The 23,756-nt window shown below is 60.1% G+C and carries 36 protein-coding genes; all 36 read left to right on the top strand.

Annotation, left to right across the window (positions count from 1 at the left end):
- Positions 1–23: 23 nt before the first annotated feature.
- The 36 genes from recQ to dsbD all read left to right on the top strand — a co-directional run bounded on the left by recQ (position 24) and on the right by dsbD (position 23,719).
- On the top strand, positions 24–1,871 hold the full coding sequence (recQ, locus tag AC1Z32_RS12230; protein WP_483478930.1) for a DNA helicase RecQ: 1,848 nt from the start codon (positions 24–26) through the stop codon (positions 1,869–1,871).
- A 216-nt stretch (positions 1,872–2,087) separates the two neighbouring features.
- Entirely contained in the window at positions 2,088–2,468 is a 381-nt protein-coding gene (gene rpsL, locus AC1Z32_RS12225; protein WP_006053290.1) for a 30S ribosomal protein S12, read from the top strand.
- Positions 2,469–2,651: 183 nt separating this feature from the next.
- Entirely contained in the window at positions 2,652–3,122 is a 471-nt protein-coding gene (gene rpsG / locus AC1Z32_RS12220) for a 30S ribosomal protein S7 (RefSeq protein ID WP_008343817.1), read from the top strand.
- Between the two features lie 120 nt (positions 3,123–3,242).
- On the top strand, positions 3,243–5,345 hold the full coding sequence (gene fusA, locus AC1Z32_RS12215) for an elongation factor G (RefSeq protein ID WP_483478929.1): 2,103 nt from the start codon (positions 3,243–3,245) through the stop codon (positions 5,343–5,345).
- Between the two features lie 54 nt (positions 5,346–5,399).
- Entirely contained in the window at positions 5,400–6,590 is a 1,191-nt protein-coding gene (gene tuf, locus AC1Z32_RS12210) for an elongation factor Tu (protein ID WP_061120225.1), read from the top strand.
- A 139-nt stretch (positions 6,591–6,729) separates the two neighbouring features.
- Positions 6,730–7,041, top strand: a complete 312-nt coding sequence (gene rpsJ, locus AC1Z32_RS12205; protein ID WP_006998489.1) for a 30S ribosomal protein S10 — start codon at positions 6,730–6,732, stop codon at positions 7,039–7,041.
- Between the two features lie 208 nt (positions 7,042–7,249).
- The gene (gene rplC / locus AC1Z32_RS12200; RefSeq protein ID WP_483478928.1) at positions 7,250–7,909 is read left to right on the top strand and encodes a 50S ribosomal protein L3; all 660 of its coding nucleotides are present in this window, start codon (positions 7,250–7,252) and stop codon (positions 7,907–7,909) included.
- The gene (gene rplD / locus AC1Z32_RS12195) at positions 7,909–8,529 is read left to right on the top strand and encodes a 50S ribosomal protein L4 (RefSeq protein ID WP_008343845.1); all 621 of its coding nucleotides are present in this window, start codon (positions 7,909–7,911) and stop codon (positions 8,527–8,529) included. The genes rplC and rplD overlap by 1 nt, the downstream gene beginning before the upstream one ends.
- Positions 8,526–8,840, top strand: a complete 315-nt coding sequence (rplW, locus tag AC1Z32_RS12190) for a 50S ribosomal protein L23 (protein WP_035967599.1) — start codon at positions 8,526–8,528, stop codon at positions 8,838–8,840. Before rplD ends, rplW begins: the two co-directional genes overlap by 4 nt.
- A gap of 2 nt (positions 8,841–8,842) precedes the next feature.
- Entirely contained in the window at positions 8,843–9,670 is an 828-nt protein-coding gene (gene rplB, locus AC1Z32_RS12185; protein ID WP_061163562.1) for a 50S ribosomal protein L2, read from the top strand.
- A 10-nt stretch (positions 9,671–9,680) separates the two neighbouring features.
- Entirely contained in the window at positions 9,681–9,956 is a 276-nt protein-coding gene (gene rpsS / locus AC1Z32_RS12180; RefSeq protein ID WP_008343850.1) for a 30S ribosomal protein S19, read from the top strand.
- 12 nt (positions 9,957–9,968) lie between these two features.
- Positions 9,969–10,298: a 50S ribosomal protein L22 gene (gene rplV, locus AC1Z32_RS12175; RefSeq protein WP_007730533.1), complete on the top strand. Its 330-nt coding sequence runs from the start codon at positions 9,969–9,971 to the stop codon at positions 10,296–10,298.
- 11 nt (positions 10,299–10,309) lie between these two features.
- Positions 10,310–11,104, top strand: coding sequence for a 30S ribosomal protein S3 (rpsC, locus tag AC1Z32_RS12170; RefSeq protein ID WP_062608725.1), 795 nt, complete (start codon positions 10,310–10,312; stop codon positions 11,102–11,104).
- Between the two features lie 2 nt (positions 11,105–11,106).
- On the top strand, positions 11,107–11,523 hold the full coding sequence (gene rplP / locus AC1Z32_RS12165) for a 50S ribosomal protein L16 (RefSeq protein ID WP_008343852.1): 417 nt from the start codon (positions 11,107–11,109) through the stop codon (positions 11,521–11,523).
- Between the two features lie 10 nt (positions 11,524–11,533).
- Positions 11,534–11,728 carry a 50S ribosomal protein L29 gene (gene rpmC, locus AC1Z32_RS12160; RefSeq protein ID WP_008343853.1) on the top strand — a complete coding sequence of 65 codons (195 nt, stop codon included), beginning with the start codon at positions 11,534–11,536 and terminating at the stop codon, positions 11,726–11,728.
- Entirely contained in the window at positions 11,725–11,997 is a 273-nt protein-coding gene (gene rpsQ, locus AC1Z32_RS12155; RefSeq protein WP_008343854.1) for a 30S ribosomal protein S17, read from the top strand. The genes rpmC and rpsQ overlap by 4 nt, the downstream gene beginning before the upstream one ends.
- A gap of 299 nt (positions 11,998–12,296) precedes the next feature.
- The gene (gene rplN, locus AC1Z32_RS12150; protein WP_006998478.1) at positions 12,297–12,665 is read left to right on the top strand and encodes a 50S ribosomal protein L14; all 369 of its coding nucleotides are present in this window, start codon (positions 12,297–12,299) and stop codon (positions 12,663–12,665) included.
- A 9-nt stretch (positions 12,666–12,674) separates the two neighbouring features.
- A complete protein-coding gene (gene rplX / locus AC1Z32_RS12145) occupies positions 12,675–12,983 on the top strand; it encodes a 50S ribosomal protein L24 (RefSeq protein ID WP_483478927.1) in 309 nt (102 codons plus the stop codon).
- Between the two features lie 14 nt (positions 12,984–12,997).
- Complete coding sequence (rplE, locus tag AC1Z32_RS12140) at positions 12,998–13,537, top strand: 50S ribosomal protein L5 (protein WP_014192474.1); 540 nt, start codon at positions 12,998–13,000, stop codon at positions 13,535–13,537.
- Positions 13,538–13,544: 7 nt separating this feature from the next.
- Positions 13,545–13,850 (top strand): 30S ribosomal protein S14, encoded by a 306-nt coding sequence (gene rpsN / locus AC1Z32_RS12135; protein WP_483478926.1) that lies wholly within the window; start codon positions 13,545–13,547, stop codon positions 13,848–13,850.
- A gap of 14 nt (positions 13,851–13,864) precedes the next feature.
- Entirely contained in the window at positions 13,865–14,260 is a 396-nt protein-coding gene (gene rpsH / locus AC1Z32_RS12130) for a 30S ribosomal protein S8 (RefSeq protein WP_035967610.1), read from the top strand.
- 18 nt (positions 14,261–14,278) lie between these two features.
- Complete coding sequence (gene rplF / locus AC1Z32_RS12125) at positions 14,279–14,812, top strand: 50S ribosomal protein L6 (protein WP_483478925.1); 534 nt, start codon at positions 14,279–14,281, stop codon at positions 14,810–14,812.
- 12 nt (positions 14,813–14,824) lie between these two features.
- A complete protein-coding gene (gene rplR / locus AC1Z32_RS12120) occupies positions 14,825–15,190 on the top strand; it encodes a 50S ribosomal protein L18 (protein ID WP_008343872.1) in 366 nt (121 codons plus the stop codon).
- Positions 15,191–15,204: 14 nt separating this feature from the next.
- Entirely contained in the window at positions 15,205–15,723 is a 519-nt protein-coding gene (gene rpsE, locus AC1Z32_RS12115; RefSeq protein ID WP_008343875.1) for a 30S ribosomal protein S5, read from the top strand.
- A 10-nt stretch (positions 15,724–15,733) separates the two neighbouring features.
- Positions 15,734–15,916, top strand: coding sequence for a 50S ribosomal protein L30 (gene rpmD, locus AC1Z32_RS12110; protein WP_010106952.1), 183 nt, complete (start codon positions 15,734–15,736; stop codon positions 15,914–15,916).
- 31 nt (positions 15,917–15,947) lie between these two features.
- Positions 15,948–16,382: a 50S ribosomal protein L15 gene (gene rplO, locus AC1Z32_RS12105; RefSeq protein WP_008343934.1), complete on the top strand. Its 435-nt coding sequence runs from the start codon at positions 15,948–15,950 to the stop codon at positions 16,380–16,382.
- A 41-nt stretch (positions 16,383–16,423) separates the two neighbouring features.
- Entirely contained in the window at positions 16,424–17,770 is a 1,347-nt protein-coding gene (gene secY / locus AC1Z32_RS12100) for a preprotein translocase subunit SecY (RefSeq protein ID WP_008343935.1), read from the top strand.
- 8 nt (positions 17,771–17,778) lie between these two features.
- Positions 17,779–17,997 (top strand): translation initiation factor IF-1, encoded by a 219-nt coding sequence (gene infA, locus AC1Z32_RS12095; protein WP_004521905.1) that lies wholly within the window; start codon positions 17,779–17,781, stop codon positions 17,995–17,997.
- Between the two features lie 20 nt (positions 17,998–18,017).
- Positions 18,018–18,134 (top strand): 50S ribosomal protein L36, encoded by a 117-nt coding sequence (rpmJ, locus tag AC1Z32_RS12090; RefSeq protein WP_004199844.1) that lies wholly within the window; start codon positions 18,018–18,020, stop codon positions 18,132–18,134.
- A 41-nt stretch (positions 18,135–18,175) separates the two neighbouring features.
- On the top strand, positions 18,176–18,541 hold the full coding sequence (gene rpsM / locus AC1Z32_RS12085; RefSeq protein WP_008344037.1) for a 30S ribosomal protein S13: 366 nt from the start codon (positions 18,176–18,178) through the stop codon (positions 18,539–18,541).
- Positions 18,542–18,569: 28 nt separating this feature from the next.
- Entirely contained in the window at positions 18,570–18,974 is a 405-nt protein-coding gene (gene rpsK, locus AC1Z32_RS12080; RefSeq protein ID WP_006052224.1) for a 30S ribosomal protein S11, read from the top strand.
- A gap of 149 nt (positions 18,975–19,123) precedes the next feature.
- Positions 19,124–19,747, top strand: a complete 624-nt coding sequence (gene rpsD, locus AC1Z32_RS12075; protein WP_061163567.1) for a 30S ribosomal protein S4 — start codon at positions 19,124–19,126, stop codon at positions 19,745–19,747.
- A gap of 134 nt (positions 19,748–19,881) precedes the next feature.
- Entirely contained in the window at positions 19,882–20,859 is a 978-nt protein-coding gene (locus AC1Z32_RS12070; protein WP_008344045.1) for a DNA-directed RNA polymerase subunit alpha, read from the top strand.
- Between the two features lie 151 nt (positions 20,860–21,010).
- Positions 21,011–21,406 (top strand): 50S ribosomal protein L17, encoded by a 396-nt coding sequence (gene rplQ, locus AC1Z32_RS12065; protein ID WP_008344047.1) that lies wholly within the window; start codon positions 21,011–21,013, stop codon positions 21,404–21,406.
- Between the two features lie 155 nt (positions 21,407–21,561).
- Entirely contained in the window at positions 21,562–21,894 is a 333-nt protein-coding gene (cutA, locus tag AC1Z32_RS12060) for a divalent-cation tolerance protein CutA (RefSeq protein WP_483478924.1), read from the top strand.
- The gene (dsbD, locus tag AC1Z32_RS12055) at positions 21,887–23,719 is read left to right on the top strand and encodes a protein-disulfide reductase DsbD (protein ID WP_483478923.1); all 1,833 of its coding nucleotides are present in this window, start codon (positions 21,887–21,889) and stop codon (positions 23,717–23,719) included. The genes cutA and dsbD overlap by 8 nt, the downstream gene beginning before the upstream one ends.
- Positions 23,720–23,756 lie beyond the last annotated feature (37 nt).

Raw genomic sequence — 23,756 nt, 5'->3', positions numbered from 1 at the left:
GTCGCAGTGCGCGCTTCTCGTCCATGTCCCGTCCGCTCGAAATACTCAACGAAATCTTCGGCTATCCCGCATTTCGCGGACAACAGGCGGAGATCGTCGAGCATGTCGCGAACGGCGGCGATTCGCTCGTGCTCATGCCGACGGGCGGCGGCAAGTCTCTCTGTTATCAGATTCCGTCCCTCGTGCGCAGCGAGGCGGGACTCGGCGCAGGCATCGTGGTTTCGCCGCTCATCGCGCTGATGCAGGATCAGGTCGCCGCGCTGACAGAAGTCGGCGTGCGCGCCGCTTACTTGAACTCGACGCTGTCGGGCGCCGAGGCCGCGGCCACCGAACGGGCGCTCCGCGAGGGTGACATCGACCTGCTCTACGTCGCGCCCGAACGCCTGATGACCCTGCGCTTCCTCGAATTGCTCGAACGCACGCGCGTTGGCCTGTTCGCAATCGACGAAGCGCATTGCGTGTCGCAATGGGGCCACGATTTCCGCCCGGAGTACATTCAGCTCTCCGTGCTGCACGAGCGGTTTCCGGATGTGCCGCGAATCGCGCTGACCGCAACCGCGGACGCCATCACGCGCGACGAAATCGTGCATCGCCTCGCGCTCGACGATGCGCGCATTTTCGTTTCCAGTTTCGATCGGCCGAACATTCGTTACCGGATCGTCGAGAAGGACAACGCGCGATCGCAACTGCTCGACTTCATCCGCGCGGAGCACACGAACAAGGACGGCACGACGGACGCCGGCGTCGTCTATTGCCTGTCGCGGCGCAAGGTCGAGGAAACCGCGGACTGGCTGAAAGGCCAGGGCATCCGCGCGTTGCCGTATCACGCGGGCATGGAGTTCGAGACGCGCCAGCGGCATCAGGAAATGTTCCAGCGCGAAGAGGGCATCGTCATGTGCGCGACGATCGCGTTCGGTATGGGCATCGACAAACCGGACGTGCGTTTCGTCGCGCATCTGGATCTGCCGAAGAGCGTCGAGGGCTACTATCAGGAGACCGGGCGCGCGGGCCGCGACGGCATGCCTGCGAACGCGTGGATGGCGTACGGTCTCGGCGACGTCGTGCAGCAACGCAAGATGATCGACGAATCCGAAGCCGACGACGCTCACAAACGCGTGCAGACTGGCAAGCTCGATGCGCTGCTCGGCCTGTGCGAAGTGGCGTCCTGCCGCCGCGTGCGTCTGCTCGCGTATTTTGGCGAGACGAGCAAGCCGTGCGGCAACTGCGATACGTGTCTGGAGCCGCCTGCCTCGTTCGATGCCACGCGTGAGGCACAGATGGCGCTGTCCTGTGTGTACCGGGCGCAAAAGGCGAGCGGGTTCCGTTTCGGCGCTGGGCATCTGATCGACATCCTGCGCGGCACACGTAGCGAAAAGGTGCTGCAACGCGGACACGAGAAAATCTCGACGTTCGGCGTCGGCGCTGCGCTGTCCGAACCCGAATGGCGCGCCGTGTTCCGGCAACTCGTCGCGTTCGGTTATCTCGCGGTCGATCACGACGGCTTCGGCGCGCTGGTCCTGACCGACGCCAGCAAGCCCGTCCTGAAAGGCGAGGAACGCGTCACCCTGCGCAAATATGTGAAGCCCGCGCGGGCCCGGCAGTCATCCAGCCGCACGGGCGAGCGCGCCGATCCGACCGCGGGCATGTCGCCGCGGGAGAAGGCGCGTTGGGAGCGGCTGCGTGCCTGGCGCGCGGAAACCGCGAAGAGCGACGGCGTGCCGGCCTACGTCATCTTCCACGACGCTACGCTCGCGGAAATCGCCCGCAGCGATCCCGATACGATCGACGATTTGCGACATATTCCGGGCATCGGCGTGCGCAAACTCGAGCGCTTCGGCGACGAACTGCTCGACGTCGTCGGCACCGATTGACGTCCGGTACCAAAAAGCGCCGAAATACCCGCAACGTATTGACCCAATTGCGATTTTCAGAATATCATGCTTGGTTCTCGTTCTTGGTCCGCCTTCGGATCCGGCTTAACGCTGGGTGTGGCGTGCGGAATTCATCATCGGGATCGCTAAACGCGCAATTCTTTTCGCTTTGCCCGAGAGTTTTGCGTGGATTTTGTTAATTTTTAGGATTAGACAATGCCAACCATCAATCAACTGGTTCGCAAAGGCCGCACGTCGGAAACGACGAAGAGCAAGTCTCCGGCCCTGCAGGACTGCCCGCAGCGTCGCGGCGTGTGCACCCGCGTGTACACCACGACGCCGAAGAAGCCGAACTCGGCACTCCGTAAGGTCGCCAAGGTTCGTCTGACGAACGGCTTCGAAGTCATTTCGTACATCGGCGGTGAAGGCCACAACCTGCAAGAGCACTCGGTCGTGCTGATCCGCGGCGGCCGTGTGAAGGACTTGCCGGGTGTGCGTTACCACATGGTTCGCGGCTCGCTGGATACCCAGGGCGTCAAGGACCGTAAGCAAGCTCGCTCGAAGTACGGTGCGAAGCGCGCGAAGGCTGGCAAGTAAGCTGCCCGTCTGCAGTAAAAGAATCAGGTCGCCGCAAGGCGGTTAAGGCGGTGGTGCCGGAAGTGCCGGTGCTATCGAGTAAGTGGTCACCCGGCCAAGCTGGTTTAGTCGAAGAGATGGATCGGGTTAGTTGGTGGCCGCGGAGCGGAAAGTCGCTCCAACTGAAAAAGTAAAGGAAGAATCATGCCGCGTCGTCGCGAAGTCCCCAAGCGGGAAGTGTTGCCGGATCCGAAATTCGGCAACGTAGATGTAGCCAAGTTCATGAACGTGCTGATGCTCTCCGGCAAGAAGTCGGTTGCCGAGCGTATCGTGTACGGCGCTTTTGAGCAGATCCAGACCAAGGGTGGCAAGGACCCGCTGGAAGTGTTCACGGTTGCGCTCAACAACGTGAAGCCGGTGGTCGAAGTGAAGAGCCGTCGCGTTGGTGGTGCCAACTATCAAGTTCCGGTCGAAGTGCGTCCCTCGCGTCGTATGGCATTGGCGATGCGTTGGTTGCGTGAAGCCGCGAAGAAGCGCAGCGAAAAGTCGATGGCCCTGCGTCTCGCAGGTGAACTGCAGGAAGCGGCGGAAGGCCGCGGTGGCGCAATGAAGAAGCGCGACGAAGTTCACCGCATGGCAGAAGCCAACAAGGCATTCTCGCACTTCCGTTTCTAAGCTCCCGCTCACCGGGCAAACGGAAAATCAGGGCGGGTGCGCTAGTTTTGGCGCCTCGCCCGTTTGTGTTAGGGCGCGGCCGGCAATTCGCCGGCGCGTCGACCGAAAAAAGGATCCAAAGTGGCTCGCAAGACACCTATCGAGCGCTACCGCAATATCGGTATCAGCGCTCACATCGACGCCGGCAAAACGACGACGACCGAGCGCATCCTGTTCTACACGGGCGTGAACCACAAGATCGGTGAAGTTCACGACGGCGCAGCAACGATGGACTGGATGGAGCAGGAGCAGGAGCGCGGCATCACCATCACGTCGGCTGCTACCACTGCCTTCTGGAAGGGCATGGGCGGCAACTATCCCGAGCACCGCATCAACATCATCGACACGCCGGGACACGTGGACTTCACGATCGAAGTGGAGCGCTCGATGCGCGTCCTCGACGGCGCGTGCATGGTCTACTGCGCGGTGGGCGGCGTGCAGCCGCAGTCGGAAACCGTGTGGCGTCAGGCGAACAAGTACAAGGTTCCCCGTCTCGCGTTCGTCAACAAGATGGACCGTACCGGCGCGAACTTCTTCAAGGTCTATGACCAGCTGAAGACCCGCCTGAAGGCAAACCCGGTTCCGGTCGTGGTGCCGATCGGTTCGGAAGAGAACTTCAAGGGCGTCGTCGACCTCCTGAAGATGAAGGCGATCATTTGGGACGAAGCCTCGCAAGGCACGAAGTTCGACTACGTCGACATCCCCGCTGAACTCGTTGACACGTGCAACGAGTGGCGCGAAAAGATGATCGAGTCGGCTGCCGAAGCCAGCGAAGAGCTGATGGAAAAGTACCTCGGCGGCGAAGAGCTGAGCGAAGCGGAAATCGTCAAGGCGATCCGTGACCGGACCATCGCGTGCGAAATTCAGCCGATGCTGTGCGGCACCGCGTTCAAGAACAAGGGCGTGCAGCGCATGCTCGACGCGGTGATCGACTTCCTGCCGTCGCCGGTCGACATTCCGCCGGTCACGGGCGAACTCGAAAGCGGCGAGAAGGCCGAGCGCCGCGCAGCCGACGACGAGAAGTTCTCGGCGCTGGCGTTCAAGATCATGACGGATCCGTTCGTCGGCCAGCTGATCTTCTTCCGCGTGTACTCGGGCATCGTGAATTCGGGTGACACCATCCTGAACGCGACCAAGGACAAGAAGGAACGTCTCGGTCGTATTCTGCAGATGCACGCGAACCAGCGCGAAGAAATCAAGGAAGTGCGCGCAGGCGACATCGCTGCGGCCGTCGGCCTGAAGGAAGCGACGACCGGCGACACGCTGTGCGATCCGCAAAGCCCGATCGTCCTGGAACGCATGATTTTCCCGGAGCCGGTGATTTCGCAGGCAGTCGAGCCGAAGACGAAGGCTGACCAGGAAAAGATGGGCCTGGCGCTGAACCGTCTCGCTCAGGAAGATCCGTCGTTCCGCGTCCAGACGGACGAGGAATCGGGCCAGACCATCATTTCGGGCATGGGCGAGCTCCACCTCGAAATTCTGGTCGACCGCATGAAGCGCGAATTCAACGTGGAAGCGACCGTCGGCAAGCCGCAGGTTGCATACCGCGAAACGATCCGCACGACGGCGGCAGACGTCGACGGCAAGTTCGTCAAGCAGTCGGGCGGTCGCGGCCAGTACGGTCACGCGGTCATCACGCTCGAGCCGAACGAGCAAGGCAAGGGCTACGAGTTCCTGGACGAGATCAAGGGCGGTGTGATTCCGCGCGAATACATTCCGGCAGTGGACAAGGGTATCCAGGAAACGCTGAAGTCGGGCGTGCTGGCAGGCTTCCCGGTTGTGGACGTGAAGGTTCACCTGACGTTCGGTTCGTACCACGACGTGGACTCGAACGAAAACGCGTTCCGCATGGCCGGCTCGATGGCCTTCAAGGAAGCAATGCGCAAGGCAAGCCCGGTCATCCTCGAACCGATGATGGCTGTGGAAGTCGAAACGCCGGAAGACTACATGGGCAACGTGATGGGCGACCTGTCGGGCCGTCGCGGTATCGTCCAGGGCATGGAAGACATGGTTGGCGGCGGCAAGATCGTCCGCGCCGAAGTGCCGCTGTCGGAAATGTTCGGCTATTCGACGTCGCTGCGCTCGCTGACGCAAGGCCGCGCTACGTACACGATGGAATTCAAGCACTATGCTGAAGCTCCGCGTAACGTCGCCGACGCGATCATCAACGCGAAGGGCAAGTAATTCGGCGCAAGCCACAAGCTTTAACCGATAACCAAACTTTGAAAGAAGGTAATCATGGCAAAAGGTAAATTCGAGCGGACCAAGCCGCACGTGAACGTGGGCACGATCGGTCACGTTGACCACGGCAAGACCACGCTGACGGCAGCGATCACGACGGTTCTCACGCAGAAGTTCGGCGGCGAAGCGAAGGCGTACGACCAGATCGACGCAGCGCCGGAAGAAAAGGCACGTGGTATTACCATCAACACCGCGCACGTCGAGTACGAAACGGCTAACCGCCACTACGCACACGTCGATTGCCCAGGCCACGCCGACTACGTGAAGAACATGATCACGGGCGCGGCGCAGATGGACGGCGCAATCCTGGTGTGTTCGGCCGCTGACGGCCCGATGCCGCAAACGCGTGAGCACATCCTGTTGGCGCGTCAGGTCGGCGTGCCGTACATCATCGTGTTCCTGAACAAGTGCGACATGGTGGACGACGCCGAACTGCTCGAGCTCGTCGAAATGGAAGTGCGCGAACTGCTCTCGAAGTACGACTTCCCGGGCGACGACACCCCGATCATCAAGGGTTCGGCCAAGCTGGCGCTGGAAGGCGACAAGGGCGAGCTGGGCGAAGTGGCGATCATGAACCTGGCCGACGCGCTGGATTCGTACATCCCGACGCCGGAGCGCGCAGTTGACGGTTCGTTCCTGATGCCGGTGGAAGACGTGTTCTCGATCTCGGGTCGTGGCACGGTGGTGACGGGCCGCGTTGAGCGCGGTGTCGTCAAGGTCGGCGAGGAAATCGAAATCGTCGGTATCAAGCCGACGGTGAAGACCACCTGCACGGGCGTGGAAATGTTCCGCAAGCTGCTCGACCAAGGTCAGGCAGGCGACAACGTCGGTATCCTGCTGCGCGGCACGAAGCGTGAAGACGTGGAGCGCGGCCAGGTTCTGGCCAAGCCGGGTTCGATCACGCCGCACACGCACTTCACGGCTGAAGTGTACGTGCTGAGCAAGGACGAAGGCGGCCGTCACACGCCGTTCTTCAACAACTACCGTCCGCAGTTCTACTTCCGTACGACGGACGTGACGGGCTCGATCGAGCTGCCGAAGGACAAGGAAATGGTGATGCCGGGCGACAACGTGTCGATCACGGTCAAGCTGATCGCTCCGATCGCCATGGAAGAAGGTCTGCGCTTCGCAATCCGCGAAGGTGGCCGTACCGTCGGCGCCGGTGTCGTGGCGAAGATTATCGAGTAAGATATCGGGCTTGCTCGATTTGAAGTTGCAGTAGCGCAGTAAAACCGGGGCCGGATGCCTGTCCTCAGCGGGTATCCGGTCCTACGCTCTTTTGCCTAGGTGCGGTGCAATACCGCCTCGCTCTTTTCAAGGAATCATCATGCAGAACCAGAAAATCCGTATTCGTCTGAAAGCTTTCGACTATCGCCTGATCGATCAATCGGCAGCCGAGATCGTCGACACGGCGAAGCGGACTGGCGCGATCGTTCGTGGCCCGGTGCCGCTGCCGACGCGTATTCAGCGTTTTGACATCCTGCGTTCGCCGCACGTTAACAAGACGTCGCGCGACCAGCTCGAAATCCGCACCCACCAGCGCCTGATGGACATCGTCGACCCGACGGACAAGACCGTCGACGCGTTGATGAAGCTCGACCTGCCGGCAGGCGTCGACGTCGAAATCAAGCTGCAGTAAGTCCACAAAGCTCCGCTGGCCGGTACTAACAGGGCAGACGGAGCTAAGTCTTTGATTGCTTGCAGGATTCGAAAAGCCTTGTTATACTCCAAGGCTTTTCGCGCCTATGCGCACGAAAAAGACGCAAGTAAGCTGCTCCAGTCTTCCGTGACGAAAGCGGCATTTGTAAATCAGCCCCGACCAATCGCAGTTGGGAATGGAGAAAACGATGAGCCTTGGACTCGTAGGTCGCAAGGTTGGCATGACCCGTATCTTCACGCCTGAGGGGGATTCGATCCCCGTCACCGTGCTGGACGTGTCGGACAACCGCGTGACGCAGATCAAGACCGTTGAAACGGATGGTTATACCGCCGTTCAGGTTGCATTCGGTGCTCGCCGCGCATCGCGCGTGACGAAGCCGTTGGCGGGTCACCTCGCCAAAGCCGGCGTTCAAGCCGGTGAAATCCTCAAGGAATTCCATATCGATACGGCCAAGGCAGGCGAACTGTCGAACGGCGCTGTGATCGGTACGGACATTTTCGAAGTCGGCCAGAAGGTTGATGTGCAAGGCACGTCGATCGGTAAGGGCTACGCCGGTACGATCAAGCGCTACAACTTCAGTTCGGGCCGCGCATCGCACGGTAACTCGCGTTCGCACAACGTTCCGGGTTCGATCGGTATGGCGCAGGATCCGGGTCGTGTGTTCCCGGGTAAGCGCATGACGGGTCACCTCGGCGACGAAACCGTTACGGTTCAAAACCTCGAAATCGCCCGCATCGACGCAGAGCGCAATCTGCTGCTGGTTCGCGGTGCTGTTCCGGGTGCGAAGGGCGGCAAGGTCTTCGTGACCCCGGCCGTCAAGACGCGTGCTGTGAAAGGAGCGAAATAATGGAACTTAAGCTCCTGAATGCCAATGGTCAGGAAGGCGCTGGCGTGAACGCATCGGACGTCGTGTTCGGTCGCGATTACAACGAAGCCCTGATTCACCAGGTCGTCGTCGCTTATCAGGCGAACGCACGTAGCGGCAACCGCGCTCAGAAGGATCGTGAGCAGGTCAAGCACACCACCAAGAAGCCGTGGCGTCAGAAGGGTACGGGCCGCGCTCGTGCCGGTATGTCGTCGAGCCCGTTGTGGCGTGGCGGTGGTCGCATCTTCCCGAATTCGCCGGAAGAGAACTTCTCGCACAAGGTCAACAAGAAGATGCATCGCGCGGGTCTCCGCTCGATCTTCTCGCAGTTGGCTCGCGAAGGCCGTATCGCAGTGGTCGAAGACTTCGTGCTCGAAGCCCCGAAGACCAAGCTGCTGGCCGAAAAATTCAAGGCGATGGGTCTCGATTCCGTGTTGGTCATCACCGATACGGTCGACGAAAACCTGTACCTCGCGTCGCGCAACCTGGCCCACGTGGCGGTTGTCGAGCCGCGTTACGCCGACCCGCTCTCGCTGATCTACTTCAAGAAAGTGCTGATCACGAAGGCTGCGGTCGCTCAGATCGAGGAGTTGCTGTCATGAGCGAAGTTCGCAAAAACGATCATCGTTTGATGCAAGTTCTGCTCGCGCCGGTGATCTCCGAAAAGGCGACGCTGGTTGCCGACAAGAACGAACAAGTCGTGTTCGAAGTCGCGCCGGACGCCACGAAGCAGGAAGTGAAGGCTGCTGTCGAGCTGCTGTTCAAGGTCGAAGTCAATTCCGTCAACGTGCTCGTCACGAAGGGCAAGGCAAAGCGCTTTGGCCGCTTCAACGGTAAGCGCAAGGACGTGAAGAAGGCGTACGTCTGCCTGAAGCCCGGCCAGGAAATCAACTTTGAAGCGGAGGCCAAGTAATCATGGCAATCGTGAAAGTTAAGCCGACCTCGCCGGGTCGCCGCGCGATGGTCAAGATCGTCAACAAGGATCTGCACAAGGGCAAGCCGCACGCAGCGCTGCTCGACACGCAATCCAAGTCGGCGGGCCGTAACAACAACGGCCGTATCACCACGCGTCACCAGGGTGGTGGTCACAAGCAACACTATCGTATCGTCGATTTCCGTCGCAACAAGGACGGCATTCCGGCAAAAGTCGAGCGTCTCGAGTACGACCCGAACCGTAGCGCGAACATCGCGCTGGTTCTGTACGCGGACGGCGAGCGTCGCTACATCATCGCGCCGAAGGGCGTGGCGGTCGGCGCGCAGCTGATGTCCGGTTCGGAAGCGCCGATCCGCGCAGGTAACGCCCTGCCGATCCGCAACATCCCGGTCGGCACGACGATCCACTGCATCGAAATGCTGCCGGGCAAGGGCGCGCAAATGGCGCGTTCGGCTGGTACGTCGGCGATGCTGCTGGCTCGCGAAGGCGTCTACGCTCAGGTGCGTCTGCGTTCGGGCGAAATTCGCCGCGTGCACGTCGAGTGCCGCGCGACGATCGGCGAAGTGGGTAACGAAGAGCACAGCCTCCGTCAAATCGGCAAGGCTGGTGCAAACCGCTGGCGCGGTATCCGTCCGACGGTGCGCGGCGTTGCAATGAACCCGGTTGATCACCCGCATGGCGGTGGTGAAGGCAAGACGGCAGCAGGTCGCGATCCGGTGAGCCCGTGGGGCACGCCGACGAAGGGCTATCGCACCCGCAGCAATAAGCGCACGACGACTATGATCGTCCAGCGCCGTCACAAGCGTTAAGGAGTAGGCAATGACACGTTCTGCTAAAAAAGGTCCGTTCTGCGACGCTCATTTGCTGAAGAAGGTTGAGGCGGCTGCATCGACGCGTGACAAGAAGCCGATCAAGACCTGGTCGCGTCGTTCGACGATTCTGCCGGACTTCATCGGTCTGACGATCGCTGTTCACAACGGCCGTCAACACGTTCCGGTGTACGTCACGGAAAACATGGTCGGCCACAAGCTTGGCGAGTTCGCACTGACCCGTACGTTCAAGGGTCACGCGGCCGACAAGAAGGCCAAGAAATAAGGGGCTATCAAGATGGAAGTGAAAGCAATTCATCGCGGTGCCCGCATCTCGGCGCAGAAGACGCGCCTTGTGGCTGACCAGATTCGTGGTTTGCCGGTCGACAAGGCGCTGAACGTTCTGACGTTCTCGCCGAAGAAGGCGGCGGGTATCGTCAAGAAGGTCGTGCTGTCTGCGATCGCGAATGCGGAACACAACGAAGGCGCCGATATCGACGAGCTCAAGATCACGAGCATCTACGTCGACAAGGCTGCTTCGCTGAAGCGTTTCACCGCACGCGCAAAGGGTCGCGGTAACCGCATCGAGAAGCAATCCTGTCACATCACTGTGACGGTCGGGAATTAAGGAGCCATACGATGGGACAGAAAATTCATCCGACTGGCTTCCGTTTGGCCGTCAGCCGCAATTGGGCTTCGCGCTGGTACGCGAACAACAACAATTTCGCGGCGATGTTGCAGGAAGACATCGGTGTTCGTGAATATCTGAAGAAGAAGCTGAAGAACGCTTCGGTTGGCCGCGTCGTCATCGAGCGTCCGGCCAAGAACGCGCGCATCACGATTTACAGCTCGCGTCCGGGCGTTGTCATCGGCAAGAAGGGCGAGGACATCGAATCGCTGAAGGCTGAACTGCAGAAGCGCATGGGCGTTCCGGTTCACGTCAACATCGAAGAGATCCGCAAGCCGGAAACGGATGCTCAGCTCATCGCTGATTCGATCACGCAGCAGCTCGAGCGCCGCATCATGTTCCGCCGCGCGATGAAGCGTGCGATGCAGAACGCGATGCGTCTTGGCGCCCAAGGCATCAAGATCATGAGCGCGGGCCGTCTGAACGGTATCGAAATCGCTCGTACCGAGTGGTATCGCGAAGGTCGCGTGCCCCTCCATACGCTGCGTGCGGATATCGACTACGCGACGTCGGAAGCGAAGACCACCTACGGCATCATCGGCGTGAAGGTGTGGGTCTACAAGGGCGACACCCTCGGCCGCAACGAAGCGCCGGTCGTGGAAGAAGTGGCGGAAGAAAAGCGTCCGCGCCGCAACGCACGTCCGGGTGGCGATCGCCGTCCGCGCCGTGACGGTGAAGGCGCTCCGGCTGGCGCACGTCGTGGCGGTCCCCGTCGCGCTGGCGGTGACGCGAAGACTGGAGAATAACGATGCTGCAACCGAAACGCAGAAAGTATCGCAAAGAGCAGAAAGGTCGTAACACCGGCAAGGCGACGCGCGGCAACGCGGTGTCGTTCGGTGAATACGGTCTGAAGGCTATCGGTCGCGGCCGTTTGACCGCGCGTCAAATCGAAGCGGCGCGTCGTGCAATGACGCGTCACATCAAGCGTGGCGGCCGGATCTGGATCCGTATCTTCCCGGACAAGCCGATTTCGCAAAAGCCGGCCGAAGTGCGTATGGGTAACGGTAAGGGTAACCCGGAGTACTACGTCGCTGAAATTCAACCGGGCAAGATGCTGTACGAAATGGACGGTGTCTCCGAAGAACTGGCGCGCGAAGCGTTCCGTCTGGCTGCAGCCAAGCTGCCGCTCAAGACGAACTTCGTGGTCCGTCAGCTCGGCGCCTAAGGAGTAAATGATGAAGGCAACTGAACTTCGCCAGAAAGACCAGGCCGCGCTCAACAAGGAGCTGTCGGATCTGCTCAAGGCGCAATTTGGCTTGCGTATGCAACTCGCGACCCAGCAGCTCACGAACACGAGCCAGCTGAAGAAGGTCCGTCGCGACATCGCACGCGTGCGCACCGTCATGACCGAGAAGGCGAACCAGAAATGAACGATAGCGTAAAAACCTCGCTCAAGCGGACGCTGGTCGGCAAGGTCGTCAGCAACAAGATGGACAAGACGGTCACCGTTCTGGTCGAGCACCGCGTGAAGCATCCGATCTACGGCAAGTATGTCGTGCGCTCGAAGAAGTACCACGCGCATGACGACGCGAACACGTACAACGAAGGCGATCTCGTCGAAATCCAGGAAACCCGTCCGATTTCGAAGACGAAGGCTTGGGTTGTGTCGAAGCTGGTTGAAGCGGCTCGCGTGATCTAAAGCTGAAGCAGTAGTACCGCGATGCAGTAAGTAGTGTCGCAGTAAGTTTCGCTTGCAAGACCGAGATTATTTGTTATAATCTCGGTCTTCCCTCTTTGTGGGAGCCCCGTCGCGGGCGAAATTGGTGGGGGAAGCCGGCTTGGGCGCCAGCCTGAGTCGACAGATTCACCGGATTGCGATGGCGGGTTTCGTCTGCCCTCGCTGCCTGTTCTAACCCAAGCAGCCGAATGGCTGACGGGACCAAGACTGACCGGCTGTGCCATGGTGGTGCAATCGGATTAAGTTGGGAAAGATAAACCATGATCCAGACCGAAACTCGGCTTGAAGTGGCCGACAACACGGGTGCGCGTGAAGTCATGTGCATCAAGGTGCTCGGCGGCTCGAAGCGTCGTTACGCAAGCATTGGCGACATCATCAAGGTGACCGTCAAGGAAGCGACGCCGCGCGGACGCGTGAAAAAGGGCGAAATCTACAACGCCGTGGTCGTTCGTACGGCCAAGGGCGTGCGTCGCCAGGATGGCTCGCTCATCAAGTTCGACGGCAATGCCGCCGTTCTGCTGAACACCAAGCTCGAGCCGATCGGCACGCGTATTTTTGGGCCGGTTACGCGTGAACTGCGTAGCGAACGATTCATGAAGATCGTTTCGCTCGCGCCGGAAGTGCTGTAAGGAGTCGCGATGAACAAGATTCGCAAGGGTGACGAAGTCATCGTCACCACCGGCAAGGACAAGGGCAAGCGCGGTACCGTGCTGGCCGTTGCGGAAGACCGTGTGACCGTCGAGGGTATCAACCTCGTCAAGAAGCACGTGAAGCCGAACCCGATGAAGGGTACGACGGGCGGTGTGGAAGCCAAGTCGATGCCTCTGCATATTTCGAACGTCGCGCTCGTCGACGCGAACGGCAAGGCATCGCGTGTCGGCATTAAGGTCGAAGACGGCAAGAAGGTTCGCTTCTTGAAGTCGACCGGCGCCACGTTGAACGCCTGACGCGGAGTTAAAAAATGGCTCGTCTGCAAGAGATTTACAAAGAAAAGGTTGTGCCGCAACTGGTTGAAAAGTTCGGCTACAAGTCGGTTATGGAAGTGCCGCGCCTCACCAAGATTACCCTGAACATGGGCCTTGGCGAAGCCGTCGCTGACAAGAAGGTCCTCGAGCACGCCGTTGGCGACCTCACGAAGATCGCCGGCCAGAAGCCCGTCATCACCAAGTCGCGTAAGGCAATCGCTGGTTTCAAGATCCGCGAAGGCTACCCGATCGGCACGATGGTTACCCTGCGTGGTAATGCCATGTACGAATTCCTGGACCGTTTCGTGACGGTTGCGCTGCCTCGCGTCCGCGACTTCCGTGGCGTGTCGGGCAAGGCGTTCGACGGCCGTGGTAACTACAACATCGGTGTGAAAGAGCAGATCATTTTCCCCGAAATCGACTACGACAAGATCGACGCGCTGCGTGGGCTGAACATCAGCATCACGACGACTGCGAAGACCGACGAAGAAGCAAAGGCATTGCTCGCCGGCTTCAAGTTCCCGTTCAGAAACTGAGGTTACCGTGGCTAAACTGGCACTGATCGAACGTGAAAAGAAGCGCGCGCGCCTGGCAGCCAAGTACGCACCGAAGCGTGCTGAGCTGAAGGCTGTGATCGACGACACAAGCAAGTCGGACGAAGAGCGTTACCTCGCGCGTCTGGCGCTGCAACAACTGCCGCGTAACTCGAACCCCACTCGCAAGCGTAATCGCTGCGCGATCACGGGTCGTCCGCGTGGCACGTTCCGCAAGTTCGGACTCGCACGCGGCAAGATTCGTGAAATCGCTTTCCGCGGCGAAATCCCTGGCCTGACCAAGGCGAGCTGGTAATAGGAGAAACATAAATGAGCATGAGTGATCCTATCGCCGATATGCTGACTCGCATCCGCAATGCGCAGATGGTCGAGAAGGTTTCGGTGACTATGCCCTCGTCGAAAGTCAAGGTTGCGATTGCGCAGGTTTTGAAGGACGAAGGTTATATCGACGACTTCGCGGTGAAGGCTGAAGGCGCGAAGACGGAATTGAACATTGCGTTGAAGTACTACGCTGGCCGTCCGGTTATCGAGCGCCTCGAGCGCGTCTCGAAGCCTGGTCTGCGCGTGTACCGCGGTCGCAACGATATCCCTCAGGTGATGAACGGCCTGGGCGTTGCCATCGTGTCGACGCCGAAGGGTGTGATGACCGACCGCAAGGCGCGCCAGAACGGCGTCGGTGGCGAAGTCATCTGCTACGTCGCTTAACGCCTAAGGAGAAGAAACATGTCTCGAGTAGGTAAAAGCCCGATCGCGCTGCCGCAAGGCGCGGAAGTGGCCATCAAGAGCGACGTCATCACCGTGAAAGGTCCGCTCGGCACGATCTCTCAACCGGCCAACAAGCTGGTGAGCGTGACGAACGACAACGGTACGCTGAAGCTCGCTCCGGCCGACGAAAGCCGCGAAGCGAACGCGATGTCCGGCACGATGCGCGCCTTGCTGGCGAACATGGTGCACGGCGTCACCAAGGGTTTCGAGCGCAAGCTGACGCTGGTTGGCGTTGGCTATCGTGCGCAAGCGCAAGGCGACAAGCTGAACCTGTCGCTGGGTTTCTCGCACCCCGTGGTGCACCAGATGCCGGAAGGCGTCAAGGCTGAAACCCCGTCGCAGACCGAAATCGTGATCAAGGGGATCGACAAGCAGAAAGTCGGACAGACCGCAGCAGAAGTGCGCGGCTATCGTCCGCCTGAGCCGTACAAGGGCAAGGGCGTGCGCTATTCCGACGAGGTCGTGATCCTCAAAGAAACGAAGAAGAAGTAAGGGTGCGCAATCATGGATAAGACTCAATCTCGCCTGCGCCGCGCTCGTCAGACGCGTATCAAGATCGCTGAGCTGCAGGTTCCGCGTCTGGCCGTGCATCGCACGAATACGCATATCTACGCGCAAGTGTTCTCGGCATGTGGCACGAAGGTCGTGGCAAGCGCCTCGACGCTGGAAGCTGAAGTGCGCGCTGAACTGGCCGACAAGTCGGGCAAGGGCGGCAACGTCAATGCTGCGACCTTGATCGGCAAGCGTATCGCCGAAAAGGCCAAGGCTGCCGGCATCGAATCCGTCGCCTTTGACCGCTCGGGTTTCCGCTACCACGGCCGCGTGAAGGCGCTGGCTGATGCGGCGCGTGAAGCCGGGCTCAAGTTCTAAGGGAAGAATTCGTCATGGCAAAGATGCAAGCGAAAGTTCAGGCTGACGAACGCGACGACGGCCTGCGCGAAAAGATGATTTCGGTCAACCGCGTGACCAAGGTCGTGAAGGGTGGCCGTATTCTCGGCTTCGCCGCACTGACCGTGGTTGGCGACGGTGATGGCCGGATCGGCATGGGCAAGGGCAAGGCCAAGGAAGTTCCGGTTGCCGTTCAAAAGGCAATGGAACAGGCCCGCCGCAACATGTTCAAGGTGCCCCTGAAGAACGGCACGCTGCAACACGAAGTGCACGGCAAGCACGGCGCATCGGCGGTACTCCTCGCTCCGGCGAAGGACGGTACCGGCGTGATCGCTGGCGGCCCGATGCGCGCAGTGTTCGACGTGATGGGCGTGCAAAACGTTGTGGCCAAGAGCCACGGTTCGACGAACCCGTACAACCTCGTTCGTGCGACGCTGGACGGCCTGCGCAAGCAGTCGACTCCGGCAGACATCGCGGCGAAGCGTGGTAAGTCCGTCGAAGACATTCTGGGCTAAGGTGGTCACCATGTCTGAAAAAACTGTCAAGGTTCAGCTCGTCAAGAGCCTGATCGGGACCCGCGAAACGCACCGTGCGACGGTGCGTGGCCTCGGCCTGCGCCGCCTCAACTCGGTTTCCGAGTTGCAGGACACGCCGGCAGTGCGCGGGATGATCAACAAGGTCTCGTACCTCGTTAAGGTCATCGGCTGAGCGGTTGACCCTAGGATCCAAGGAGTTGAACATGGAATTGAATAACCTTAAGCCGGCAGAAGGCGCGAAGCACGCAAAGCGTCGCGTCGGGCGCGGTATCGGTTCGGGCCTCGGCAAGACCGCTGGCCGCGGCCACAAGGGTCAGAAATCGCGTTCGGGCGGCTTTCACAAGGTCGGCTTCGAAGGCGGTCAGATGCCTCTGCAGCGTCGTCTGCCGAAGCGTGGCTTCACGTCGCTGACGAAGGAATTCGTCGGTGAAGTGCGCCTGGCTGATCTCGAGAAGCTGCCGGTCGACGAAATCGATCTTCTGGCGCTGAAGCAAGCGGGTCTGGTCGGCGAGCTCATCAAGAGCGCGAAGATCATCAAGACCGGCGAGATCACGCGCAAGGTGACGGTGAAGGGCCTGACGGCAACGAAGGGCGCCCGCGAGGCAATCGAAGCCGCTGGCGGCTCGTTCGCCGAGTAACGCGCTTTCGCCGTTACTAGCACTAGCATCGGAGAAGGTACTTGGCTAACAGCCCGAGTCTCGCAAAAACCGGTCGAAGCGCGGCGAAATTCGGCGATCTGCGTCGGCGTGCAGTATTCCTGCTGCTGGCGTTGATCGTCTACCGCATTGGTGCGCATATTCCGGTACCCGGCATCGATCCGGATCAACTGGCGAAGCTGTTCCAAAGCCAGTCGGGCGGCATCCTGGGCATGTTCAACATGTTCTCGGGTGGCGCGCTGTCGCGATTCACGATCTTTGCGCTGGGCATCATGCCCTACATTTCGGCGTCGATCATCATGCAGTTGCTGTCGATCGTGTCGCCGCAAATGGAGGCGTTGAAGAAGGAAGGGCAGGCGGGGCAACGGAAGATCACGCAATACACGCGTATCTTTACCGTGGTTCTGGCGACCTTCCAGGCGTTCGGTATCGCAGTCGCGCTGGAAAACCAGCCGGCTCTGGTGCTGGACCCCGGCATGGTGTTCCGGCTGACGACGGTCGTGACGCTGGTGACGGGCACGATGTTCCTGATGTGGCTGGGTGAGCAGATCACGGAACGCGGTCTCGGCAACGGTATCTCGATCATCATCTTCGGTGGTATCGCGGCGGGTTTCCCGAACGCAATCGGTGGTCTGTTCGAGCTGGTTCGCACCGGTTCGATGAGCATCATCTCGGCGATCATCATCGTCGTGCTGATCGCGGCGGTCACGTATCTGGTCGTGTTCATTGAACGCGGTCAGCGCAAGATCCTCGTGAACTACGCGAAGCGCCAGGTCGGTAACAAGATTTACGGCGGACAGTCGTCTCATCTGCCGCTGAAGTTGAACATGTCGGGTGTGATTCCGCCGATCTTCGCGTCGTCGATCATTCTCTTCCCGGCAACCATCCTGAACTGGTTCAGTTCGGGTACGCGCACCAACTGGTTCGCGAACACGCTGCACAACGTGGCCGAGGCACTGAAGCCCGGTCAGCCCGTGTACGTGCTGCTGTATGCGTTGGCGATCGTCTTCTTCTGCTTCTTCTACACCGCACTGGTGTTCAACAGCCGGGAGACCGCCGACAACTTGAAGAAGAGCGGTGCTTTCGTTCCGGGTATCCGTCCGGGCGATCAGACTGCACGGTATATCGACCGCATCCTCACGCGTCTGACGCTGGCCGGTGCGATCTACATCGTATTCGTGTGCCTGCTGCCTGAGTTTCTGGTGTTGCGCTGGAACGTGCCGTTTTATTTTGGTGGAACGTCGCTGCTGATCATTGTCGTCGTCACGATGGACTTCATGGCTCAGGTGCAGTCGTACGTTATGTCGCAACAGTATGAGTCGCTGCTCAAGAAGGCAAACTTCAAGGGCGGCAACGTCCCGATGCGTTAATTAGGACCATGGCCAAAGACGATGTAATCCAGATGCAGGGCGAGGTCATCGAAAACCTGCCCAACGCTACTTTCCGGGTGAAATTGGAAAATGGCCATGTCGTCCTGGGGCATATTTCCGGGAAGATGCGGATGCACTACATCCGTATTCTGCCGGGCGACAAGGTTACGGTTGAATTGACGCCTTACGATCTGTCTCGTGCACGGATCGTGTTCCGGGCGAAGTGATTTGAAAAAAGGGTAATATCATGAAAGTGATGGCATCGGTTAAGCGCATTTGCCGCAATTGCAAGATCATCAAGCGCAAGGGCGTTGTGCGCGTGATTTGCAGCTCTGATCCGCGCCACAAACAGCGTCAAGGCTGAACGCCGCGCTTTTGCTTGCGCTTTTTGTTTGAGGAAAAACAATGGCTCGTATCGCAGGGGTTAACATCCCGAATCACCAGCATACCGAGATCGGCCTGACGGCAATCTTCGGCATCGGCCGCACGCGTTCGCGCGGCATTTGCACCGCTGCTGGTGTGGAATTTTCGAAGAAGGTCAAGGACCTCACCGACGCAGACCTCGAAAAGCTGCGTGACGAAGTGGGCAAATTCATCGTTGAAGGCGACCTGCGCCGTGAAGTCACGATGAACATCAAGCGCCTGATGGACTTGGGTTGCTACCGCGGCATGCGCCATCGCAAGGGTCTGCCCCTGCGTGGCCAGCGTACGCGCACGAATGCCCGTACGCGTAAGGGTCCGCGTCGTGCAGCGCAATCGCTGAAGAAGTAAGCGGAACTGACAGTTACAGGAAAACGTAATGGCTAAGGCTTCGAACAACTCCGCGGCGCAACGCGTTCGCAAGAAGGTCAAGAAGAACGTCGCCGAGGGCGTGGTTCACGTTCACGCGTCGTTCAACAACACCATTATCACGATCACGGACCGTCAAGGTAACGCGCTCGCATGGGCGACCTCGGGTGGTCAGGGCTTCAAGGGTTCGCGTAAGTCGACGCCCTTCGCAGCTCAGGTCGCAGCCGAGTCGGCTGGCCGCGTGGCAATGGAATACGGCGTGAAGAACCTCGAAGTGCGGATCAAGGGCCCCGGTCCTGGCCGTGAATCGGCGGTGCGCGCGCTGCATGGTCTTGGCATCAAGATCACCGCGATCTCCGACGTGACGCCGGTCCCGCACAACGGCTGCCGTCCGCCGAAGCGCCGTCGTATCTAATACGACGATGCGACCGCATGTTTCCTGTCGATGCGCAAGTATCGGCGGGTTTCGTGCGTTAGTAAGTTTTAACTAAGCCCACCGTTCGGCCCAAAGGGTTCGGACTAGCGCGGAGGAAACTTCGCGTGATCAATATTTAAGGATGCAAAGTGGCACGCTATACCGGTCCCAAAGCCAAGCTGTCCCGCCGTGAAGGCACCGATCTGTTCCTGAAGAGCGCACGCCGTTCGCTCGCCGACAAGTGCAAGCTCGACAGCAAGCCCGGCCAACATGGCCGCACCTCGGGCGCGCGTACGTCCGACTACGGCACCCAGTTGCGCGAAAAGCAGAAAGTGAAGCGTATCTACGGCGTGCTGGAGCGTCAGTTCCGCCGCTACTTCGCTGAAGCCGACCGCCGCAAGGGCCCGACGGGCGAAAACCTGCTGCAGTTGCTCGAGTCGCGTCTCGACAACGTCGTCTATCGCATGGGCTTCGGCTCGACGCGCGCCGAAGCGCGTCAGCTCGTGAGCCACAAGTCGATCATGGTCAACGGCCAAGTCGCGAACATCCCGTCGCTGCAAGTGAAGTCGGGCGACGTCGTGTCGGTGCGTGAACAATCGCGCAAGCAGGCTCGTATCGTCGAAGCTCTGTCGCTGGCGCAGCAAGGCGGTATGCCGAGCTGGGTGTCGGTCGACGAGAAGAAGTTCGAAGGCACGTTCAAGTCGATGCCCGAGCGTAGCGATATCGCCGGCGACATCAACGAAAGCCTGATCGTCGAATTGTATTCGCGTTAATCGCGGCGGTAATGGATTGACAGCCGGGGAGCCTGATTGCTCGTGGCAAGGGGTGGCCTCGGCTGTTTATTTTCAGGTTGTTACCGGTCAGCCTTATCGGTGTAACGAGCCGAGGGTATTGAAAAGGAAAACCTATGCAAACCAGTTTGTTGAAGCCCAAGATCATTGCAGTTGAATCGCTTGGTGAAAACCATGCGAAGGTGGTTATGGAGCCGTTCGAACGCGGCTATGGCCACACCTTGGGTAACGCGCTCCGGCGCGTGCTGCTGTCGTCGATGATCGGCTACGCGCCGACCGAAGTGACGATCGCAGGCGTCGTGCACGAATACTCGACGCTCGATGGTGTGCAAGAGGATGTGGTCAACCTGCTGTTGAACCTGAAGGGCGTCGTCTTCAAGCTGCACAACCGCGACGAAGTCACGGTGACGCTGCGCAAGGAAGGCGAAGGCGTTGTCACGGCCGGCGATATCGAACTCGCGCACGACTGCGAAGTCATCAACCCGGAACACGTGATCGCTCATCTGTCGAAGGGCGGCAAGCTCGACGTTCAGATCAAGATCGAAAAGGGCCGCGGCTACGTGCCGGGCAACGTGCGCCGCTACGGTGAAGAGTCGGCGAAGATCATCGGCCGCATCGTGCTGGACGCTTCGTTCTCGCCCGTTCGCCGTGTGAGCTACGCCGTCGAAAGCGCGCGTGTCGAACAGCGTACCGACCTCGACAAGCTCGTGATGAACATCGAGACCAACGGCGTGATCTCGCCGGAAGAAGCGATCCGCCAGTCGGCTCGCATTCTGGTCGATCAGTTGTCGGTGTTCGCAGCGCTGGAAGGCACCGAAGCGGCAGCGGAAGCACCGTCGCGCGCGCCGCAGATCGATCCGATCCTGCTGCGTCCGGTGGACGATCTCGAACTCACGGTTCGCTCCGCGAATTGTCTGAAGGCCGAGAACATCTACTACATCGGCGATCTGATCCAGCGTACGGAAAACGAACTGCTGAAGACGCCGAATCTGGGCCGCAAGTCGCTGAACGAAATCAAGGAAGTGCTGGCTTCGCGCGGTCTGACGCTCGGTATGAAGCTCGAAAACTGGCCGCCGGCCGGTTTGGACAAGTAAGTCGGCAAGTAATAGCGAACGCAATCGCGTAACTTGGCAACGACGCGGATTTTGCTTTAAAATCCGCGTCTTGCTTTTCTCTGACCGGCCCGTGCTCCCGAAATAGGGCGCAATAGAAGAGCTGGATCAAAACTCGTTAAAGGAACTGAAAATGCGTCATAAGCATGGTCTGCGGAAACTGAACCGCACGAGCAGCCATCGTCTGGCAATGCTCCGCAATATGTCGAATTCGCTCATCGAGCACGAAGTCATCAAGACGACGCTGCCGAAGGCCAAGGAACTGCGCAAGGTCGTCGAGCCCCTCATCACGCTGGGCAAGAAGCCGTCGCTCGCGAACCGCCGTCTGGCGTTCAACCGTCTGCGCGATCGTGATTCCGTCGCGAAGCTGTTCGACGTTCTCGGCCCGCGCTACGCAAACCGTCCGGGCGGCTACCTCAGCATCCTGAAGTTCGGTTTCCGCGTCGGCGACAACGCGCCGATGGCGCTGGTCCAGTTGATGGATCGCCCGGAAGTCGAAGAGACGGAAGAAGTGCAAGAAGCGGAATAAGTTCCGGTTCGGGTTGTTAGTGAAAAGGCCAAGCTCAGCTTGGCCTTTTTGCATTCTGGCTGCGGCATTTCAGCGCGACAGGCGGTAAAGATGCGCGGCCGTCGCCGATGCTACGATATGCAACTGGCCTGTCACGCTTTTCCACGGAGCCCCGAGTGAACGTCCCCGTCGTTTTGATGCTTTCCACGCTGCCCGATGCCGCTGCTGCCGATGCGCTCGCGCAAGCGGTGCTGGAAGCGCGGCTCGCCGCCTGCGTGACGAATCTTGGCGGGGTGTCATCGCGGTATCACTGGAAGGGCGCGCTGGAGTCGTCGCAGGAAGTGCAGTTGTTGTTCAAGACGAGCGTCGCGCGCAGCGAGGAGTTGCAGCGCTTTGTCGAGGCTCGGCATCCGTATGAAACACCCGAAATCCTGGTCTGGCAGGTGGACGCTTCACCTGCATACGGACAGTGGATCAACGTAGAAACGCAGCGTCCTCTTCATGTTTGAGCTTTCTCGTCTTATCGCGCGGCGATTCTTCGGCGCGTTCCTGTTCCTAGCGGCGTTCGCACTGCTGTCGGGCGTTGCCCGTGCAGCCGACGATTTTCTCGATCCCGACGTCGCGTTCAAATTCAGCGCATCCGAGAAGCCCGGTGAAGTGGATGTGCGCTACAAGATCGCGGACGGTTATTACATGTACCGCGAGCGCTTTGCGTTCGCAGTGAAAAGCGGTGATGCAATGATTGGTGCGGCGCAACTGCCGGCCGGCAAGGTCCATTTCGATCAGACGTTCAATAAGGACGTTGAGACGTATCGTGGCGAGTTGATTATCCGTATTCCGGTGACGCAGGCGAAAGGCCCGTTCGTGCTCGCCGTGACATCGCAAGGATGTGCGGATCAGGGCATCTGTTATCCGCCGATGGAGAAGACGTATCGCGTCAAGGGCGACGCACTGCAACCGGCGGGCGCGTCGCCGTCTCCGCCCGTCACAGTCGGGGACAGCAGCACTTCATGGTTCGAGCGCGTGACGAACGCCGATTACGCGCAATCGATGCTCGAAGGCGGCGGATTTTTCGCTGTTGTCGGACTGTATTTCCTCGCTGGCATCGTGTTGAGTCTGTTGCCATGCTCTTATCCGATGATCCCGATTCTCTCCGCGATCATCGTCGGTGAAGGTGCACGCGTGACGCGCACCCGCGGATTCGCGTTGTCCGTGTCGTATGTGATCGGCATGGCGCTCGTCTACACCGTGCTCGGCATCGCGGCCGCGCTGATCGGTCAGAGTCTCGGCGCGTGGTTGCAGAACCCGTGGGTGCTCGGTGCATTCGGCGTGCTGCTCGCGGCGTTCGCCGTCGCACTGATTTCGGGCGTCGACATCGCGTTGCCCGAGCGCTGGCAGAGCGGCGTGAACGAGGCGTCGCGGCAACACAGCGGCGGCAAGTTTGCGGCCGTCGCGGTGATGGGCGCGCTTTCCGCGCTCGTCGTTGGCGCGTGCATGACCGCGCCGCTTTTCGCGGTGCTCGCATTCATCGCGCATACCGGCAACGCAGTGCTCGGCGGCGCGGCGCTCTTCGCGATGGGCATCGGGCTCGGCGTGCCGCTGCTGATCATCGGGTTGGGCGCTGGCTCGATCCTGCCCCGCGCCGGCGTGTGGATGGATGGCGTGAAGGTGTTCTTTGGCGTCGTGCTGCTCGCGGCGGCGTTGTGGATCGTGTGGCCTGTCATCGGCGGCGTCGCGCAGATGTTGCTCGCGGCGCTGTGGTTGTTGATCGCGGCGGCATCGCTCGGGCTGTTCTCGTCGGGCGCGGCGGTGCCTGTCGGCGTATGGAAGCGGCTCGGACGCGGCCTCGGCGCCGCATTCGCCATCTGGGCCGCGACGCTGCTCGTCGGGCTGGCGGCGGGTTCGACGGATCCGTTGCGTCCTCTCGCCGTGCTAGCTTCGAGGGGCGACTCGTCCGCGTCCGCGCAAACGCCGGGGCCAGCGTTCGCACCGGTGCGCTCGTCGGCGGAACTGGACTCGGCGGTCAAATCGGCCGCGCGCCCCGCGATGCTCGATTTCTACGCCGACTGGTGCGTGTCCTGCAAGGAAATGGAGAAGCTGACCTTCTCCGACGCCCGCGTGCAGGCGCGCCTCGCGCAACTCAATCTGCTGCGCGCGGACGTGACCGCCAACAACGCCGACGACCAGGCGCTTCTGAAGCGCTTCCGGCTGTTCGGGCCGCCGGGCATCATCTTCTTCGATGCGCAGGGTAACGAAGTCGCGCGCGTGGTCGGCTACGAATCGGCGGATACGTTCCTGAAGAGCCTCGACAAGGTCGGTCCTTCGAACGGGTAAAAAAGAAGGGCGATGCCGTGAAGCATCGCCCTTCTCA

It is taken from the genome of Caballeronia sp. 11_S32 (assembly GCF_056930355.1).
The sequence above is the reverse complement of the archived record's forward strand: the minus strand, read 5'-3'. Positions and strand labels throughout refer to the sequence as shown.